This is a genomic window from Pseudomonas putida (assembly GCF_026625125.1).
GTDB lineage: Bacteria > Pseudomonadota > Gammaproteobacteria > Pseudomonadales > Pseudomonadaceae > Aquipseudomonas > Aquipseudomonas putida_X.
This window is the reverse complement of the sequence record NZ_CP113097.1, coordinates 5,737,618-5,754,215: the sequence shown is the minus strand read 5'-3', so window position 1 is coordinate 5,754,215 and position 16,598 is coordinate 5,737,618. Positions and strand designations below refer to the sequence as shown.

15 protein-coding genes are annotated in these 16,598 nt (G+C 61.5%); 7 read left to right on the top strand and 8 right to left on the bottom strand.

The window, feature by feature from the left end; genetic code table 11:
- The first annotated feature begins 42 nt into the window (after window positions 1-42).
- Complete coding sequence (locus OSW16_RS26430; protein ID WP_267819660.1) at window positions 43-1,662, top strand: EAL domain-containing protein; 1,620 nt, start codon at window positions 43-45, stop codon at window positions 1,660-1,662.
- Window positions 1,663-1,716: 54 nt separating this feature from the next.
- Here the strand turns inward: OSW16_RS26430 and OSW16_RS26425 are convergent, their stop codons facing one another.
- Window positions 1,717-3,495 (bottom strand): KinB sensor domain-containing domain, encoded by a 1,779-nt coding sequence (locus OSW16_RS26425; protein ID WP_267819658.1) that lies wholly within the window; start codon window positions 3,493-3,495, stop codon window positions 1,717-1,719.
- A complete protein-coding gene (gene algB, locus OSW16_RS26420) occupies window positions 3,492-4,838 on the bottom strand; it encodes a sigma-54-dependent response regulator transcription factor AlgB (RefSeq protein WP_241806789.1) in 1,347 nt (448 codons plus the stop codon). The genes OSW16_RS26425 and algB overlap by 4 nt, the downstream gene beginning before the upstream one ends.
- A gap of 209 nt (window positions 4,839-5,047) precedes the next feature.
- Here algB and OSW16_RS26415 point away from each other — a divergent pair, with 209 nt between their 5' ends.
- From OSW16_RS26415 to OSW16_RS26390, 6 genes are all read left to right on the top strand, one after another.
- Window positions 5,048-5,869: a BON domain-containing protein gene (locus tag OSW16_RS26415; protein ID WP_267819656.1), complete on the top strand. Its 822-nt coding sequence runs from the start codon at window positions 5,048-5,050 to the stop codon at window positions 5,867-5,869.
- Between the two features lie 177 nt (window positions 5,870-6,046).
- A complete protein-coding gene (locus tag OSW16_RS26410; RefSeq protein ID WP_267824138.1) occupies window positions 6,047-6,331 on the top strand; it encodes a hypothetical protein in 285 nt (94 codons plus the stop codon).
- Window positions 6,332-6,387: 56 nt separating this feature from the next.
- Window positions 6,388-6,549 carry a DUF1328 domain-containing protein gene (locus OSW16_RS26405; RefSeq protein ID WP_008092060.1) on the top strand — a complete coding sequence of 54 codons (162 nt, stop codon included), beginning with the start codon at window positions 6,388-6,390 and terminating at the stop codon, window positions 6,547-6,549.
- Window positions 6,550-6,551: 2 nt separating this feature from the next.
- Window positions 6,552-7,022: an inhibitor of vertebrate lysozyme family protein gene (locus tag OSW16_RS26400; RefSeq protein ID WP_267819654.1), complete on the top strand. Its 471-nt coding sequence runs from the start codon at window positions 6,552-6,554 to the stop codon at window positions 7,020-7,022.
- A gap of 734 nt (window positions 7,023-7,756) precedes the next feature.
- Entirely contained in the window at window positions 7,757-9,085 is a 1,329-nt protein-coding gene (gene gltP / locus OSW16_RS26395) for a glutamate/aspartate:proton symporter GltP (protein ID WP_012316843.1), read from the top strand.
- A gap of 152 nt (window positions 9,086-9,237) precedes the next feature.
- A complete protein-coding gene (locus OSW16_RS26390) occupies window positions 9,238-10,467 on the top strand; it encodes a nucleoside recognition domain-containing protein (RefSeq protein WP_267819652.1) in 1,230 nt (409 codons plus the stop codon).
- Here the strand turns inward: OSW16_RS26390 and OSW16_RS26385 are convergent.
- From OSW16_RS26385 to OSW16_RS26360, 6 genes are all read right to left on the bottom strand, one after another.
- Window positions 10,449-11,072, bottom strand: a complete 624-nt coding sequence (locus OSW16_RS26385; protein ID WP_267819650.1) for an ABC-type transport auxiliary lipoprotein family protein — start codon at window positions 11,070-11,072, stop codon at window positions 10,449-10,451. The two genes, OSW16_RS26390 and OSW16_RS26385, sit on opposite strands and share 19 nt — an antisense overlap.
- Entirely contained in the window at window positions 11,069-12,007 is a 939-nt protein-coding gene (locus OSW16_RS26380) for an MlaD family protein (protein ID WP_267819648.1), read from the bottom strand. The genes OSW16_RS26385 and OSW16_RS26380 overlap by 4 nt, the downstream gene beginning before the upstream one ends.
- A 3-nt stretch (window positions 12,008-12,010) precedes the next feature.
- The gene (locus OSW16_RS26375) at window positions 12,011-12,802 is read right to left on the bottom strand and encodes an ABC transporter ATP-binding protein (RefSeq protein ID WP_267819646.1); all 792 of its coding nucleotides are present in this window, start codon (window positions 12,800-12,802) and stop codon (window positions 12,011-12,013) included.
- On the bottom strand, window positions 12,799-13,932 hold the full coding sequence (locus OSW16_RS26370; protein WP_267819644.1) for an ABC transporter permease: 1,134 nt from the start codon (window positions 13,930-13,932) through the stop codon (window positions 12,799-12,801). Before OSW16_RS26370 ends, OSW16_RS26375 begins: the two co-directional genes overlap by 4 nt.
- A 124-nt stretch (window positions 13,933-14,056) precedes the next feature.
- Window positions 14,057-15,082, bottom strand: a complete 1,026-nt coding sequence (locus OSW16_RS26365) for a DUF5924 family protein (RefSeq protein WP_267819642.1) — start codon at window positions 15,080-15,082, stop codon at window positions 14,057-14,059.
- A gap of 90 nt (window positions 15,083-15,172) precedes the next feature.
- Complete coding sequence (locus OSW16_RS26360) at window positions 15,173-16,579, bottom strand: M16 family metallopeptidase (RefSeq protein ID WP_267819640.1); 1,407 nt, start codon at window positions 16,577-16,579, stop codon at window positions 15,173-15,175.
- Window positions 16,580-16,598 lie beyond the last annotated feature (19 nt).

Sequence of the window (16,598 nt, the reverse complement as noted above, 5' to 3'; positions counted from 1 at the left end):
CCATTCAGTTGCTATACCCTGTATATCAACTGGATGCTGCCCATGTCGGCTCTGATAACTGCGTTGCGCCAATTTTTTTACCGTCCCTGGATGCTGGCCTCTTTGGCAGCGTTGGCCAGCGCCGCCGTGTTGCTGACTGCCAGTATCGGTATTGCGCTGCAGCAGATGAAGCAGAGCGAGAGTGCGCAGATGAATGCTCAGGGCGAGCGTTTTCTTGACCGCCTCGAGCAGGTTTTCGGCCAATTGCGTGAGGGGGTCGATGACCTGCAGGCGCAGCCATTGCGCGGATGCAGCCCGGCGATGCTGGCGTTGTTGCAGCAGGTTGGGCTGGGCTCGCGTTTCATTTATGAGGCGGCGTATGTAGACGTCAACGTCGCCTGCTCCAACCGCGGCGGGGCACGCGCTTTCGTGCCCACGCGGGCGCCGGACATCCAGGGCCCGACCTACAGCTATTGGCTCAATACCACCACCGAACCCAACGAGAACCTTGCCGCGTTGATGCTTGCACGCGGCAATTTCCTGGTCTCTACCTCGCGCGGGCACTTGACCGACGTGGTTGACCTGCCGCCGGGCGGTAGCCTGTTGGTGGTGCTGGACAATGGCACCAGAGCGATACCCGTGCTGGGCCCGCCACAAGTCTGGCCGCCCGCTGAGCATTGGCCGCCACCCAGCGGCAACTCGTTGTTCGAACTGCACGACCGCCTTGTCTATCGAATGCCGACCAAGTCGCCCGATTACCAGCTGGTGCTGATCGCTCCGCGTGCCAGCCTGCCACTGAGGATGAACGGCATGCTCTGGTTGCTGTTCCCCGGTAGTGTTCTGGCTGCCTGTTGTATCGGCTGGCTGGTGTTGCAACTGATCCTGCAGCGGCGCTCCATGAGTTCCGAGCTGCAGAACGCGCTGCGCCGTGGTGAACTGCAGGTGCTTTATCAGCCGATCATCGAACTCGACAGCCGGCGCTGCGTTGGCGCTGAGGCGCTGGTGCGCTGGCGGCGTCCGGACGGGACCCTGACCAGCCCGGACCTGTTCATTCCGCTGGCCGAAAATACCGGGCAGATTCGCCAGATCACCGATTTCGTGCTGCAACGGGTACTGGAGCAACTTGGCCAGTTGCTGCGTTCGCACCGCAACCTTTATATCTCGGTGAACCTGGCCGCCTGTGACGTGATGGTCCCGCGCATTGGCCGGGTGGCGGCGCGGTTGCTGGCACTGCACCGGGTGGCTGCCAGCCAGATCGCCTTCGAGGTTACCGAACGGGGGCTGATCGATGTGGTGGTGGCCCGTGACAACCTGCAAGCGCTTCGCTCGGTGGGGCATCAGGTGTTGATCGATGACTTCGGCACTGGCTACTGCAGCCTGGCTTATCTGCAGACCTTACCGGTGGACTGCCTGAAGATCGACAAGGCTTTCATCGACGCGCTTGGGCATGATGCTGCCAGCAGTGGTGTGGCGCCTCATATCATTCGCATGGCCCATGACCTGCATCTGCGGGTGATAGCCGAAGGCATAGAGTGCGAGGCCCAGGCGGTGCTGCTCAACAGTGAAGGTGTCAACTATGGCCAGGGCTGGCTGTTCGCCCATCCGCTCAATGCCCGGCAGTTCGTCGAGCTGGTGACGCGAGGGCGGCAGGTCCGAAGGCCGCGGCTAGACGATGAACCTTGAGCGAACGTGCAGGGGCCGGCCAGGCGTTGCCCCCAACGACCTTCAGCTCAAGCGTCAGACCGGAAGGGCCATGTAGAACTGCGTCCCCTGTCCAGGCCGGGAGAAGACCCCCATGCGGCCGCCGTGCAATTGCACGATTTCCTTGCACAATGCCAGCCCCAGCCCGGCCCCGCCCTTTTTGCGCCCGACCTGCACAAAGGGTTCGAAAATGCGCCCCTGCTGTCCGTAGGCAATGCCTTCGCCATTGTCCTCCACGCTGATGATGACGCGTTCCGCGTGGCGTCGCGCATGGAGACGGATTCGCCCGCCGCTGGCGGTATGCCGAATGGCGTTGTGCAGCAGGTTGTCGAGCACCCGATCCAGTTGGGCGATGTCGGCCTGGATCCGAGGCAGCGGTGGCTCCAGCGCCTTGATCAGCTCGATCTGCTTGACCGATGCCTGCTCGCTGAACCGTACCTGGGCACGTTCGAGCAGTTCGTCGATGGCGCAGGGGGCGAGTTCGAGTTTTTGCAGGCCGCTCTGGTAGCGAGAGAAATTCAACAGGTCGTTGATCAGCTGGGTCAGGCGTTGCATTTCCTCGCTGATGGTCTCCATCAGGTCATTTTCACGCGCCTGCGGTGGAAACTTCACGCGTTCTCGCAGCAAGCCGAAGGCCATGTGCATGCCGGTGACCGGCGTACGCAGTTCATGTGAGGCGCGCAGCACGAATTCGCTACGCACACGTTCGAACGCGCGCTGCTCGGTCACATCGTGCAGCACCATCACGGCGCCGAGGATCGGCCCTTGCGGGTGGCTGACCGGGGTCAGGCTGTAGGACAGCAAGCGTGACTCGTCATCGACCTCTATGCTCAGGTCCTCAGGTGGACGGTCCAGGCTGCCGCCACGCAGCACCTGACGCAGCTGTTGCTCCAGCTCTGGGCGCTGCAGCGCTTCTGCCAAAGGGCTGCCCAGGCGGTTGTTGCTCCAGCCGAGCTGGCGCTGGGCGACTGGGTTGAGATGCTCCAGGTGGCCTTGGCGGTCTATGATCAGCAAGCCATCGTCGATGCTGTCGAGCACAGCCTGCAGGCGTTGTTGGCCAGCCAGCAGTTCATCGACATTGGTCTCCTGGTGCTTGCGCAACGCCTCTGCCATCACCCCGAAGCGGCGGGTCAGCTGGTTGACTTCTATGGCTTGGCTGACGGGTAAGGTGACATCGAAGTTACCTTGGCCGAGTTGATCTGCGGCCTTGGCCAAGGCTTCGATGGGTTGCCCGAAGCGGCGGGCGATGTTGTGTGCGGTAAAGAAGCCGAGCATCAGCACAACCAAGCCCGTCAGGCCGAGTACACCACTGACCAGCAAAGCGCGGTCGCGTGACATCTGTTCGCTGCGGGTGATGTAATCGATGGCAAGCTTGTGCGAATCGATCAGGTCGGTGCGCACCTGGTTGAACGCGGCGCCCAGTGGCTGGTCGGCACCCATGCTGTTTGCCGGGGCAGGGCTTTGGCGATAGGCACTCAGGAAGGCCTGGTAGTTGCTGCTGGCCTTGCTGAAGCCGGTACGTTCACCGCCTTGTGCGAGCCCTTGGTCAAGCAGGTCCTGGAAATTGTCTTGCAGCGCTCGCAGGCTCTGGGGCGAAGTTTGCGCATCGAGGATCAGCATCAGCTGCTCGCCCAGGTTCTGCCGTAGCTTCAAGCCTATTTCCAGAACATGGGTGGTATTGTGCACCGACGCTTGCTGGGCGGCGGTCATTTGCAAGACGCTGACCAAACCCAGCATCAGGCCCAGCAGAGCGACTGTTATCAGCGCTGAAATGCTGAGGAAGAGCCGCGTACGCAGCTTCATCGGCCATCTCATAGGTTGTACTGCTTACGCTTGCGGTACAGGGTCGAGGCATCGATACCCAAGGTCTTGGCGGCCTGGTCCAGTGTGTCACTGGCTGCCAGCACCGCGCCTATGTGGGCCCGCTCCAGTTCATCCAGGCTCAGCGCCGCACCTACACGGGGCGCGTTGCTTGCCGGTTGCTCGCCCATACCCAAGTGGACGATTTCCACGCGCTCCTGGGGGCAGATGATGCTGGCGCGTTCGACCACGTTGCGCAGTTCGCGAATATTGCCCGGCCAGCGGTAATTGAGCAGTGCGGCGCGGGCTTCGTCGCTGAAGCCGCGCGCAGGTCGCGCGTAATCCTTGACGAACCGGGCGAGGAAGCGATCGGCCAGGGTAAGGATGTCCTCACTGCGCTCGCGCAGGGGCGGCAGGTGCAAGGTGATGACGTTCAGGCGGTAGAGCAAGTCCTCACGGAAGCGGCCTTCGCGGACCATCTCTTCCAGGTTCAGGTTGGTCGCCGCGAGGATGCGCACATCGGCGCGCCGGGTGACAGGGTCGCCCACCCGCTCATACTCTTTATCCTGGATGAAACGCAGCAATTTGGGCTGCAATGTCAGAGGGAAATCGCCGATCTCGTCGAGGAACAGCGTGCCACCATCGGCCTGGTTGACGCGGCCCAGCGTGCTTTCACTGGCGCCCGTGAACGCGCCGCGGGTGTGGCCGAACAGTTCGCTCTCCATCAGCTCGGCGTTCAGCGACGGGCAGTTGATGGTCACGCAAGCCTTGCGTGTGCGCTTGCTCCAGCTGTGAATCGCGCGGGCCAGTTCGCCCTTGCCGGTGCCCGATTCGCCAAGGATGAGGATGTTGGCATCGGTGGTCGCCACCTGGCGTGCGGTCTCCAGCACGGCCATCATTGCCGGGCTGTGCGAGTCCAGGCCGTCCTTGGGCTTTCGTATTTCACCTTCGAGCGCCTCCAGGCGTGCCGACAACTGGCGGACTTCCAGCTGCTTGGCAGTGGCCAGGCGCAACTGGTCGGGGCTGCAGGGTTTTACCAGGTAGTCGGCGGCACCGGCCTGAATCGCGTCGACCGCAGTGTCGATGGCCGAATGCGCCGTGACGATCACCACCCGCATCCACGGTGCCTGAATGCGCATCTGTGCCAGGACATCCAGGCCGTTGTCTTCACCCAGGCGCAGGTCGAGGAAGCACAGGTCGAACACCTGGCGCTGGAGCAAGGCTTCGGCCTGCGCGGCACTGTTGGCCGTGGCCACGCTGTAGCCCTCATCTTCGAGGCAGTAGCGGAAGGTACGCAGGATCGCGGACTCGTCATCCACGAGCAGAATACGGCCTTGGTTGTCCTGGGCTGATTCCATTTCCAGCGCTCCTTTGGGAAAGATCTTCATTTAGTGTGGGAAAAATCGGGCAAGTTGCATGGTCAATTCTGAAGGATTCTGTCCTATGCATGCTAGCCAATGGCCAAAGAATGCCGTGAACCCGCGTATCTCAATGATTGCCTTAGAGCATTGCGGTGGCACATTGGTTGCGATGATTCGTGGATTTAGCCTACAGAAGGAGTGCAGTCATGTCCTTTACCACTCGAACGGCTGTGTTGGCAGCCAGCCTGTTATCCATTTGCGGCCCAGCGTTCGCTGATCCGCTTCAGGACGCGCGCCTGGAGGGCTCGTTGCAGACGGCGCTGGCGCTCAATCGCATGCTCAACCCGTTTCGCATCGAAGTCGAGGTGGATGGAAAGCGGGCACGCCTGACAGGGGAGGTCGAGAATGAGGTCGAGCGTCAGCTGGCCGAACACGTCGCGCAGGCCACTCGGGGCATCGAACAGATAGACAACCAGTTGCAGGTCAACCCCGGCCTGGTAGAGCGCCCGCTCGAATTGAGGGCTTACGCTCAGCGTCTTGAGGATGCCACATTGGCTGCCGTCATCCGTGCGCGGCTGTTGTGGAGCCGTACGACAGAGAAGGCGCCTATCGAGGTGCAGAGCAGTGAGGGTGTGATTACCCTGCGCGGCAAGGTCGACAGCGCTGAAGCCAAGGACCTGGCCGGTGTGATAGCGCGTACCACGGACGGTGTGTACCTGGTCAACAACCTGGTCAGTCTGGATTCGGCTGCCATGGCCCAGGCTCGCGAAACGCCTGTGGGGGTGTCCACCGCGGCGCAGCCAACCGACAGTTGGGTGATCGACAAGATCCAGACCAGCTTGCGCTTCAGCCGCAACCTTGATGGGCTGAACATTCGGGTAGCCAGTGATCAAGGCATGGTGCGGCTGTCCGGTGAGGTGGTCAGCAGCGAGCAGAAAACCATCGCTGTCGAGATCGCGCGCCAGATCATTGGAGTGCGGGGGGTGGACGCCGATCTGCTGAAGGTGGCCACCAAGGTTGAAGGATGAATCGTGCAATACGCACGACCCCACGGCGGGTATCGTGCAGGATACGTCCTTCAGCTTAACTCTATTGATATGTAACTTACTGATTTATAAGGATTTATCTGAAATTGAAAGGCTGGCATGCAGGCTGCAATTACCTGTTCAGGTTTGAATAGAAAAATTACAGCAGGAGAAGCCGGCATGAACCGCCAATCCGTCAACCGTTCGCAGATCGCCGCACTGCCACTGCGCCAGTTCCTGTTACTTGGGATGGCGTTGCTGCTGACTTTGGCCACAGGCCTTTTTTACTACAGCTGGCAGACCGCGCGACTGACTGAGCAGGTTGCGGCGCAGACTGCGCTGATAGCGCAGATCCAGGCGACACGTGCCACTACTTTGGTGAGGACAGCCCAAACGCTGCCTTCTGCCAATACCTCGCCAGCCACCGTTGAAAAAGTAGTGCCCCAGCAACGCTGGGTATTTTAAGGCGCTGCAGTTTTGACAGCGGCCGGATCGATTTCAAAAAAGAAAGGAGAAGCATCATGCTGAGTTGGGCTATCACTTTCCTCATCATCGCCATCATCGCCGCTGTACTGGGCTTCGGTGGTATCGCCGGCGCTGCCACGGGTATCGCGAAGATCCTGTTCATTGTCTTCCTGGTCCTGTTCGTAGCCTCCTTCTTCTTTGGACGTGGTCGAGGTTGACGATGAGCAGGAAGCTCTGCAACGCCATCGCTGCGGCCCTGCTGTTGGGTAGCAGCGCACTGGCGATGGCGGCCAATGATGGCCAGGTCAGGGTCGACCAGCTGCTTGGTTCTGACCCTGAATACCGGGAAACCTGGCAGGACGCGATCGAAGGCGAGGAACGCCTGCCCGACTGGGTGATCAACCTGACGGGCAGTGCGCAGGAGCAGATGTCTGCAGTGACCGAGGATGGTGATAAATACCTCGTCGGCCCGCTGTGTGAATCCAAGGACAACTGCACCTACAAACGCCTGATCGTAGCGTTCAGCTGGGACAAGGATGACGCCTACGGAATGCTGGTAGAGGTCCCCGAAGGCCTGCCGAGCGACAAGTCTCCCACCCGCCATGCGCAGTATCGTTGGCTGGGTGAGCCGGACGAAGGCATGCAGGCGATGCTGAAGGAACAGCTCAAGCGTGACCCGAACTGGTACTGAGTGTCAGGGACGATAGGTCGCGCACTGTCACGTAATAGAAGCGGAACCTTTCTATAGTTCTCGCTTCTATGATGCGCCGCCCCGAGGAGGGGTTGCACATGACCAAGGGGCCGGGCTGTTCTGATTGTTGCAGGATCGGAGTGGCCTAGGGGTACAGGGAGTACCTCCAATAATGGGCCGGGTCAGGCAAGGCAAAATCGGAGGTTCAGGTCAGGACAGAGTTTTCCCACTCAAACCTGGCCTGGCTTCCGAGATGCCATCCTCGTTTCAAAGCCCACCTTTCAGCTTTTTCTCTTTGAGACACATTTTGTCTCGACCGCACATCATTTTTTTTGCCTCCAGGCCGGTCATGGCCAAGTGTCATTTCGGCCATTCGGATTGTCGAACAGGCCATCAATGCCCGCTTCTGCACACTGCCAAATCGGCCTAAATCTGGCGGTTTGATCTTGTTCGGGTTTCCGAACGTTATAAATCAATGACTTGCGAATGCCTCATTTTGTCGCATTTCACTATGCCGAAACGGTATGGGGTATGCGCTTCCGGCATTAGATTTCGTCCGTGCCCATCGCAATAGTTGCCGCCTTTTCGCTGGCCCGAGCGCCTTGTCGCTCGCTTGCGGTGTCCTTACATGAGGCCTCCGGACGGAAGCTGTACGATGCCCGTGACGTTGCCAACGGCTCTGTTACGTGCTTTTCCGGTCGGTGCCCGTGACCACTAGAACAAAGGGTAAAGACATGAAGAAGGCAAAACTGAGCCTCGCCTGGCAGATCGTCATCGGTCTGGTCCTGGGCGTTGCAATCGGCGCGCTACTGAACCATTTCAGTGCGGAAAAGGCATGGTGGATCAGCAACGTTCTCCAGCCCGCCGGTGACATCTTCATTCGCCTGATCAAGATGATCGTCGTCCCGATCGTGATTTCTTCGCTGATCGTGGGCATCGCCGGGGTTGGCGATGCGAAGAAACTGGGCAGCATCGGCCTGAAGACCATCATCTACTTCGAGGTGGTCACGACAATCGCCATCGTTGTCGGCCTGGTCCTGGCAAACCTGTTCCACCCGGGCGCCGGCATCGACATGAGCACCTTGGGCACCGTGGACATCTCCAAGTACCAGGCGACCGCCGCCGAGGTGCAGCATGAGCATGCGTTCATCGAAACCCTGCTGAACCTGATTCCGTCGAACATCTTCGCGGCGCTGATGCGTGGCGAGATGCTGCCGATCATCTTCTTCTCGGTGCTGTTCGGCCTGGGCCTTTCCAGCCTCCAGGCAGACCTGCGCGAGCCACTGGTGCGCACCTTCCAGGGCGTGTCGGAGACCATGTTCAAGGTCACCCACATGATCATGAACTACGCCCCGATCGGCGTATTCGCCCTGATCGCCGTGACGGTCGCCAACTTCGGTTTCAGCTCGCTGCTGCCGCTGGCCAAGCTGGTGCTGCTGGTGTACTTCGCCATCGCCTTCTTCGCCTTCATGGTGCTGGGCCTTGTAGCCCGCCTGTTCGGCTTCTCGGTAATCAAGATCATGCGCATCATGAAAGATGAGCTGATCCTGGCCTACTCCACGTCCAGCTCCGAGACCGTGCTGCCGCGCGTCATCGAGAAGATGGAAAAGTACGGTGCACCGAAGTCGATCTGCTCGTTCGTGGTACCGACCGGTTACTCGTTCAACCTCGACGGCTCTACCCTGTACCAGAGCATCGCGGCGATCTTCATCGCCCAGCTGTACGGCATTGACCTGTCCTGGAGCCAGCAATTGCTGCTGGTGCTGACCCTGATGGTGACCTCCAAGGGTATTGCCGGTGTGCCGGGCGTATCGTTCGTGGTCTTGTTGGCGACCCTGGGCAGCGTGGGCATCCCGCTGGAAGGCCTGGCCTTCATCGCAGGTGTCGACCGCATCATGGACATGGCGCGTACCGCGCTGAACGTGGTCGGCAATGCCCTGGCTGCACTGGTGATCGCGCGTTGGGAAGGCATGTACGACGCCGCCAAGGGCGAGCAGTACTACGCCTCGCTGATCGCCGACAAGAAGGAAGCGGCGCTGGTTGGCGAGACCGCCAAGCGCTGAACCTGACGCGTCGCACAATGAGCCCCGATTTATTCGGGGCTTTTTGCTGTCTGTCTGGTCCATATCGTCAGCGAACCGGTGATATCGCCAACGCAGGCTAAAGCAGCCGTCGGTGCGTTATCATTCAGGCACTTTTCAGGGGGAACACACGGATGCTGAACGGCCTTTGGCTTGGCTTTTTCCTGGTGGCGGCCGTATCGGCCCTGGCCCAATGGCTGCTGGCCGGCAATGCCGGCATTTTCGCGGCGATGGTCGAAAGCATCTTCGCCATGGCCAAGCTGTCGGTCGAAGTCATGGTCCTGCTGTTCGGCACCCTTACCCTCTGGCTGGGTTTCCTCAAGATCGCAGAACAGGCCGGTATCGTGGAATGGCTGGCCAAAGTGCTTGGCCCGCTATTCGCCCGGCTGATGCCAGAAGTACCGCCCGGGCACCCGGCACTGGGCCTGATCACCATGAACTTTGCTGCCAACGGCCTGGGCCTGGACAACGCCGCTACGCCGATCGGCCTGAAAGCCATGCGCGCCCTGCAGGAGCTCAACCCCAGCAGCACCACCGCGAGCAATGCACAGATCCTGTTTCTGGTGCTCAATGCCTCATCGCTGACCCTGCTGCCGGTGACCATCTTCATGTACCGCGCCCAGCAGGGCGCTACTGACCCGACCCTGGTGTTCCTGCCGATCCTGCTGGCGACCAGCGTCTCGACCCTGGTCGGGCTGCTGTCGGTGGCGGTGATGCAGCGCTTGCGCCTGTGGGACCCGGTGGTGCTCGCCTACATGATCCCGGGTGCGCTGTTGCTGGGCGGCTTCATGGCCTTCCTCGGTACCCTGTCGGCTGCGGCGCTGGCCAGCCTCTCATCCGTACTCGGCAACCTCACGCTGTTTGGGGTGATCATGCTGTTCCTGGTGATCGGTGCGCTGAAGCGGGTGAAGGTGTATGAAGCTTTCGTCGAAGGCGCCAAGGAAGGGTTCGACGTGGCCAAGAGCCTGTTGCCCTACCTGGTGGCCATGCTGGTCGCCGTTGGTGTGCTGCGCGCCTCCGGTGCCCTGGAGCTGGCATTGGATGGCATTCGCCATGTGGTGAACTGGATGGGCATGGACACCCGCTTCGTCGAAGGCTTGCCAACCGCATTGGTCAAGCCGTTCTCCGGCAGTGCGGCGCGGGCGATGCTGATCGAGACCATGCAGACCCATGGCGTGGACAGCTTCCCGGCACTGGTAGCGGCCACCGTTCAGGGCAGCACTGAAACCACGTTCTACGTGCTGGCGGTGTATTTCGGCGCTGTCGGCATCCAGCGCGTACGCCATGCAGTCGGTTGCGCCTTGTTGGCCGAACTGTCCGGTGTCATTGCTGCCATCCTGGTCTGCTACTGGTTCTTTGCCTGAGCCTGATCGCTTTGCGCAACGGTCCAGTTCACCACCTGCGCGACAAGTCGATCGTTGGCCGCGCCGAAGCCGGCCACCACGGCCGATACCTGTGGATCTGCCAGCGGCTGACGTACCTCGAAGCGCTTGCTGGCAAGGATTCGCTGGCTGCGCCCCTGAACCAGACGCGCGTCATAGCGGATCACGACCTCCACCGTACCGTTCGGTTGGTACTCGCTCTGAAACGCCTGCAGCTCACCGGCCAGTTCGTAATCGGCCTGCAGGTTGCTGTCGTCGGCGCTCAGGCGCTGCACACGCCCGTCACGCTGGAAGCCATCGAGCAGGCGGTTGCGGACGAGCAACGGCACCGGGTCGCTCCAGCGGGCGCCTTTGTAGCTGCTGACCACGTTGCCCTCGGGGATCACCGCGATGCGTGGCCCGGCCAGCACTTCACTTGCCAGCGGCTTGTTCAAGCGTAACGACCAAGGCACCGGTGTCGCACTGTGGCTGGGCTGGTTGACCGCAAGCCGGTAGATATCCACAGGCTCCTGCTGCGGCAGTATCGAGCAGGCGGCAGACAGGCTCAGCGCGGCCGTCAGGGCCAGCAGGCGCAGCGACAGCTTCATGGCTGGAACTCCTTGTTGTTGTCGCGGCCAAGCAGGTAGCCGCTGGGGTCAGCTTCCAGGCGCCGGGAAATGCCCTTGAGTGAGTTGAGGGTTTCACGCAGTTCGCGAATGGCCGGTGTCAGCTGGTTGAGGCCTTGCGCGCCGTCGTCGATGGACTCACGGTTGTCATTGAGCAGGCTGTTGATGGTCGCAGTGCTGGCGGCCAGCGATTGCATGGCCTGCTCGGCGCTGCCGATGGCCTGCTTGCCCTGGGTGCCGAGCAAGGTGTTGGCATTGCGCATCAGCGCTTGGGTTTCGGCCAGCGTGGCGTTGGCCTGTTTGCCGACCTGCGCCAGCTGATCCATGACCTGGGGAATGCCACCTTTTTGGTTGGTGAACGCACGGGTGGTCTGTTCCAGGTTGGCCAGGGTGTTGCTCAGGCGGTCGATATTGGTTTCCGAAAACATCTGGTTGGCGTTGTGCAGCAGCAGGTTGATGTTGGTTACCAGGTCGCTGCTGTCATTGAGCAATTGCGAGATGGGCGAGGGCGAGGCGATGATCACCGGCAACTTGCCGTTCTCTCCCTTGAGCTCGGGGCTTTTCGGTGTGCCGCCGCTGAGCTGGATGAATGAGTTGCCGGTGACGCCGGCGAGGGTAAGTTTCGCCTGAGTGTCTTCCTTGACCGGCGTATCGCCGCTCAGGCGAACCCGGGCCAGCACCCGGCGCGGGTCCTTGGGGTCCAGGCGCAGGCTGGTCACGTCACCGACCTTGATGCCGTTGTATTGCACGGGGCTGCCGCGGGACAACCCTGAAACGGCTTCGTTGAAGATCACTTCGTAGTCCTTGAACGCGTCGTCGACGCTGGACTTGGTCAGCCACAGGCCAAACAGCATGGCACCGGCCACCACCAGCACGGTGACCAGGCCGATGAGGACGTGATGAGCTCGGGTTTCCATCGTTCAGCGCTCCTGCCCGGCACGGCTGGCGGCCTGTTCAGCCGCCCGCCCGCGTGGGCCGTGAAAGTAATCGTGAATCCACGGGTCGTCGGTCTTTGCGACTTGGGCCAGCGGGCCTGCAACCAGCACTTTCTTCTGCGACAGCACCGCAATGCGGTCAGTGATGGTGTAGAGCGTGTCCAGATCGTGGGTAATGAGGAACACGCTCAGGCCCAGGGCATCGCGCAGCGTGAGGATCAGCTGGTCGAAGGCGGCAGCGCCGATTGGGTCGAGGCCGGCAGTGGGTTCGTCAAGGAACAGGATGTCCGGGTCCAGGGCCAGTGCACGGGCCAGTGCGGCGCGCTTGATCATGCCGCCAGACAGTGAAGAGGGGTATTTGTCTGCGGCCGAAATCGGCAGGCCGGCCAAGGCCAGCTTCACCCCGGCCAGATGTTCTGCATCGGCGCGCGACAGGCCTGCATGCTCAATCAGCGGTAACGCGACGTTCTCGGTGACGGTCAGCGAGGAAAACAGCGCTCCCTTCTGGAACAGCACACCAAAGCGTCGTTCGACCAATGAGCGTTGCTCTTCATGCAGGCCGGCCAGGTCTTGGTCAAACACCTTGATCTGGCCTTCATTCGGCAGCCTTAACCCAATGATGCTGCGTAGCAGCACCGACTTGCCGCTGCCCGAACCGCCAACCACGGCCAGGATTTCACCGCGGTAAAGGTCCAGGTCGAGGTTCTCGTGCACGCTCTGGCTGCCGAAGCGGTTGCAGATGCCCCGCGCCTGGATCACTGCCTTCTGCTCACTCACCAGCCCATCTCCATGCAGAACAATGCGGCCACTGCATCCAGTACGATGACCACGAAGATCGACTGAACCACGCTGGAGGTGGTGTGGGCGCCTACCGACTCAGCGCTGCCACTGACCTTGAAGCCTTCCAGGCAGCCAATGGCCGCGATCAGGAACGCAAAGAAGGGTGCCTTGGCCAGGCCGACGAGAAAGTGCTGCACACCGATGTCACTTTGCAGCAGCGAGAGGAACATGGCCGGCGAGATATCCAGTGAAAGCGCGCAGACGACAGCCCCCCCGACGATGCCGCAGATCATCGCGACGAAGGTCAGCAGCGGCAGCGAGACCAGCAGCGCCAACACCCGGGGTACGACCAGCAGCTCGATCGGGTTCAGGCCCAGGGTTCGGATGGCATCGATTTCCTCGTTGGCCTTCATCGAGCCGATCTGCGCAGTGAAGGCACTGGCTGTGCGGCCGGCCATCAGGATGGCCGTGAGCAACACGGCGAATTCGCGCAGGAACGAGAACGCCACCAGGTCGACAGTGAATACGGTTGCGCCGAAATCGGCCAGCACGGTCGCCCCGAGGAAGGCGACCACCGCGCCTACCAGAAACGTCAGCAACGCGACGATGGGCGCGGCGTCCAGGCCGGTCTGCTCGATGTGCGAGACAACCGGGGTGAGCCGCCAGCGATGCGGTTGCAGGGCCCGGCGCAGCAGGGTTTCGAGGATCAGGCCGATGAAGCCGAGCAGCTGCAGGGTGTCTTGCCACAAGGTATTGACCGCGCGGCCGATGCGCTCCAGTAGCAGAAGCAGTACATGGCGCTCAGGTTCCTTAACCGGGATGCAGTAGTCCTGAACCGAGCAGTAGACGTTCTTGAGCAGGGCGCGGCTGGCATCGGGCAGCCCTTGAGTGCAGTGCGACAGGCGCTCAGAGCCCAGCAGCTCAGCCAGCAGCGAGGCACCGGCGGTATCGAGCTGGCCCAGTTGGCTGAGGTCGGCTACGGCATCGGCACCGTACTGGGTGCGCAGGCGTTCGCTGTCACGCTTGAGGCTGGCGTAGTGGGCCAGGGTCCAGTCACCGACAATGCGCAGGCAGGCCGGTTGGCTACTGGTATCCAGGGTGGCGCTGGGGGTGGTCATAAGCTCCATGCATCTGACAGGCGTAGAGACTGATCATAGCGCAGCAGGCATGGCGGGGTTTGTTGAGAATGTGCTGAGTGTTGTGGGGCCGCGTTGCGGCCCATCGCCGGCAAGCCGGCTCGCCCACGAGCGCTTATTGCTTCGCCGGCGCGTCGTCTACCACCTTGAAGCGCAGCACACCGATCACTTGGCCATCTTCGGTCAGCACGCGAACTTGCCATTTACCCGCAGGGTTAGGCGGGAAGTTCTGCTTGTGGGTCCACGCGCGGTAGCCCTCCTTGCGCCCGCCATGGATGTCCAGGGCGATACGGTCCACTTCTTTGCCATCCTTCTGCCACACATGGTAAATGCGCTCGTTGAGGCCACGCGGTGCGTTGATGGCGGTGTAGGCATAAAGGCCGCTGCTGCGAATGCGGCTGGCGGCTACTTCATCCAGCGATTCACCGGGCTGGCGGTTCGATACCTCGGTGCTGACCGCCACTTCGGTCATCCACAGGGTGGCCGGTGGTACCCACGAGCGCAATAACCAACCGCCGCCGCCCACCGCCAGGGTCATCATCACCAGCGCCACGCCACGGCGCCAGGTGTTGATCGGGAAACTGCTGGCCAGGCTTGGGAACGACAGCACCATGGCGGCGACCAGTGCCAGCTTGAAGCTTTGTGCAGTGGTCAGGTGCAGGATGATCGGCAGTGCCGTCAGCAGTGCGGCGAACAGGGTGAGGGTGTGCAGCGCCATGAACAGCCAGCGCCGCGGTGCCAGCCACTTGTAGTACAGCGGGTCGACGATCGAAACCAGCCCGGCTGCACCGAGCAGGCCGGTGAACACCAGTTGGCCACTGTTCCAGGTGGTGGTGATGAAAAAGAACGGCAGTACGAAGAACAGGCTTTCCTGGTGAATCATCTGCGTCGCGTAGCGCAGCAGCGGCTGAGGAATTTCCCGGTTGAAGGTGCGGGCGAACAGGCCTGTCAGGGTGTTTTCCAGCATCAGCCAGATCCAGCTGACCAGCATGAGAATGGCGATCCAGCTGGCCAGGCTGGCCTGACGGTCGACCAGAATGAAGCTGCCGATACCGGAGAGAAAACCGCCGAGCGCGATGATGCCGGGGTAGCGTTTGAGCAGTTCGATGACGCGCTGAACGATATGGGGAATAGGGGGCATGGGTATACAACAGAGTGATAGGGTGACTGTGCCGCCCCGTCGCGGGTAAACCCGCGAAGCGGCCGGTACTGTCGAAAGGATACCGCCGAATCACCGCTGCCGTGTAGCACCGCTCGGTGGTTGCGGTGAAGTACGCCGGCGACGCAGTAGCCCGGCGGCCAGGATCACGCCAAGCCCCAACGCAATCAGCCCGTACAGCTCGTCATACCCAAGCAACGGCTTCTCGATGCGCAGGTAACCTTCGTCCTTGAGCAATGCCTTCAACGCTTCATTGGCCTGGTCCAGGCTGACCTGTCGCAGCTGCCGGGCGGGGTCGGCAAAGCGCCCGTTGCTGTAGGCGTTGAGTGCCCCCCAGTAGTAATCGGCCAGCGCACTGTTGCCCTGGGTACTCCAGCCTTCCTTGGCAACGGCGGCCTCCTTGATGCGGGCGAATATATCCGGGTCGAGGCCGTCCTCCCGCAAGTGGTCGAACAGTTTCTGCATCACCTTGACGGCCTCGTCGACGTCGTCGCGCTCAAGGTCAGCGTTCAAGCTGAGCAGGCCGCTGTCACCAAAGCTTTCCCGCTGTACCGAAGGCCCGTAGGAAAGGCCGTGACGCAGGCGCATTTGATCGTACAGGGCCCAGTCCAGATAGCGTGAGAGCAGGTCGAGTGTCGACTGGTGGTCGTTGTCCAGTACCGGCTCGATGAATAGCCAGTGCAGTTTGACGCTGTCGCCCAGAAAGCCCCGGGTCAGGTCGCGCCGCTGTTCGGCCTGCTGGCTGATGCTATCCAGGTTGCGCCGCTCCTGCGGCTCGGTGGCCGGCAGTTCGCCGTAGGTGCGCTCCAGATAGGCCGGCAGCAGCCGATCGAGGCCGCCCACCATGATCAGGGTCATGTTGTTGGCGGCGTACCAGCGATCACGCAGTGCTTGTACCTGCTCCAGTGTCATGTCATCGAGGTTGGAGCGTTCCGGGCATTTGAGGCCCAGCTCGGTCGCCAACTGATCGCTGGCCGGATGGCCGATGTCCTGGCGGTCGAGCCAGCGTTGCAGGTGGCCATAGTGGCCGCCGTCTTCACGTTCGATGATGCGCTTGGCCGTGGCCAGGGCCTTGGCGTCGATGCGGGTGTCACGCACTACCGCCAGGAGCAGGTCCAGCACCTTGCGCTGGTTGCGCGCCGGGGCCTCGATGACGAAGGTGGTGTCGGCGCTGCTGGTGAAGGCGTTCCATTCGCCACCCAACGCCTGCAGGCGCTCTTCCAGGCCGCCCTCTCCGGTCTCGTCGATGCCGCTGAACAGCAAGTGCTCGAGCAGGTGCGGCAACTCTTTCTGCTCGCAGTCGAAGTCGTCCAGGCCCACACCTACCACCAGGCGGATCGCCACATGATCCCGTTCGTAGCCGGATTTAAGGACAACCTGCAGGCCGTTGGGCAGCAGGTAGCCCTCGACACGCGAGCGATCGAGGGCGAATGAGTGCAGGCTACAGATCAACAGGCAAACGAAGGTCAGGCAACGCATGGGCGAGCTTGGGTCTCCA

Coding starts and splice junctions, on each gene's coding strand:
- OSW16_RS26365 (WP_267819642.1), bottom strand. CDS start 15,082: ATGCCCCCTATTCCCCATATCGTTCAGCGCGTCATCGAACTGCTCAAA.
- OSW16_RS26415 (WP_267819656.1), top strand. CDS start 5,048: ATGTCCTTTACCACTCGAACGGCTGTGTTGGCAGCCAGCCTGTTATCC.
- OSW16_RS26370 (WP_267819644.1), bottom strand. CDS start 13,932: ATGGAGCTTATGACCACCCCCAGCGCCACCCTGGATACCAGTAGCCAA.
- OSW16_RS26385 (WP_267819650.1), bottom strand. CDS start 11,072: ATGAAGCTGTCGCTGCGCCTGCTGGCCCTGACGGCCGCGCTGAGCCTG.
- OSW16_RS26400 (WP_267819654.1), top strand. CDS start 6,552: ATGAGCAGGAAGCTCTGCAACGCCATCGCTGCGGCCCTGCTGTTGGGT.
- OSW16_RS26410 (WP_267824138.1), top strand. CDS start 6,047: ATGAACCGCCAATCCGTCAACCGTTCGCAGATCGCCGCACTGCCACTG.
- OSW16_RS26360 (WP_267819640.1), bottom strand. CDS start 16,579: ATGCGTTGCCTGACCTTCGTTTGCCTGTTGATCTGTAGCCTGCACTCA.
- OSW16_RS26390 (WP_267819652.1), top strand. CDS start 9,238: ATGCTGAACGGCCTTTGGCTTGGCTTTTTCCTGGTGGCGGCCGTATCG.
- OSW16_RS26380 (WP_267819648.1), bottom strand. CDS start 12,007: ATGGAAACCCGAGCTCATCACGTCCTCATCGGCCTGGTCACCGTGCTG.
- gltP (WP_012316843.1), top strand. CDS start 7,757: ATGAAGAAGGCAAAACTGAGCCTCGCCTGGCAGATCGTCATCGGTCTG.
- OSW16_RS26405 (WP_008092060.1), top strand. CDS start 6,388: ATGCTGAGTTGGGCTATCACTTTCCTCATCATCGCCATCATCGCCGCT.
- OSW16_RS26430 (WP_267819660.1), top strand. CDS start 43: ATGTCGGCTCTGATAACTGCGTTGCGCCAATTTTTTTACCGTCCCTGG.
- algB (WP_241806789.1), bottom strand. CDS start 4,838: ATGGAATCAGCCCAGGACAACCAAGGCCGTATTCTGCTCGTGGATGAC.
- OSW16_RS26425 (WP_267819658.1), bottom strand. CDS start 3,495: ATGAGATGGCCGATGAAGCTGCGTACGCGGCTCTTCCTCAGCATTTCA.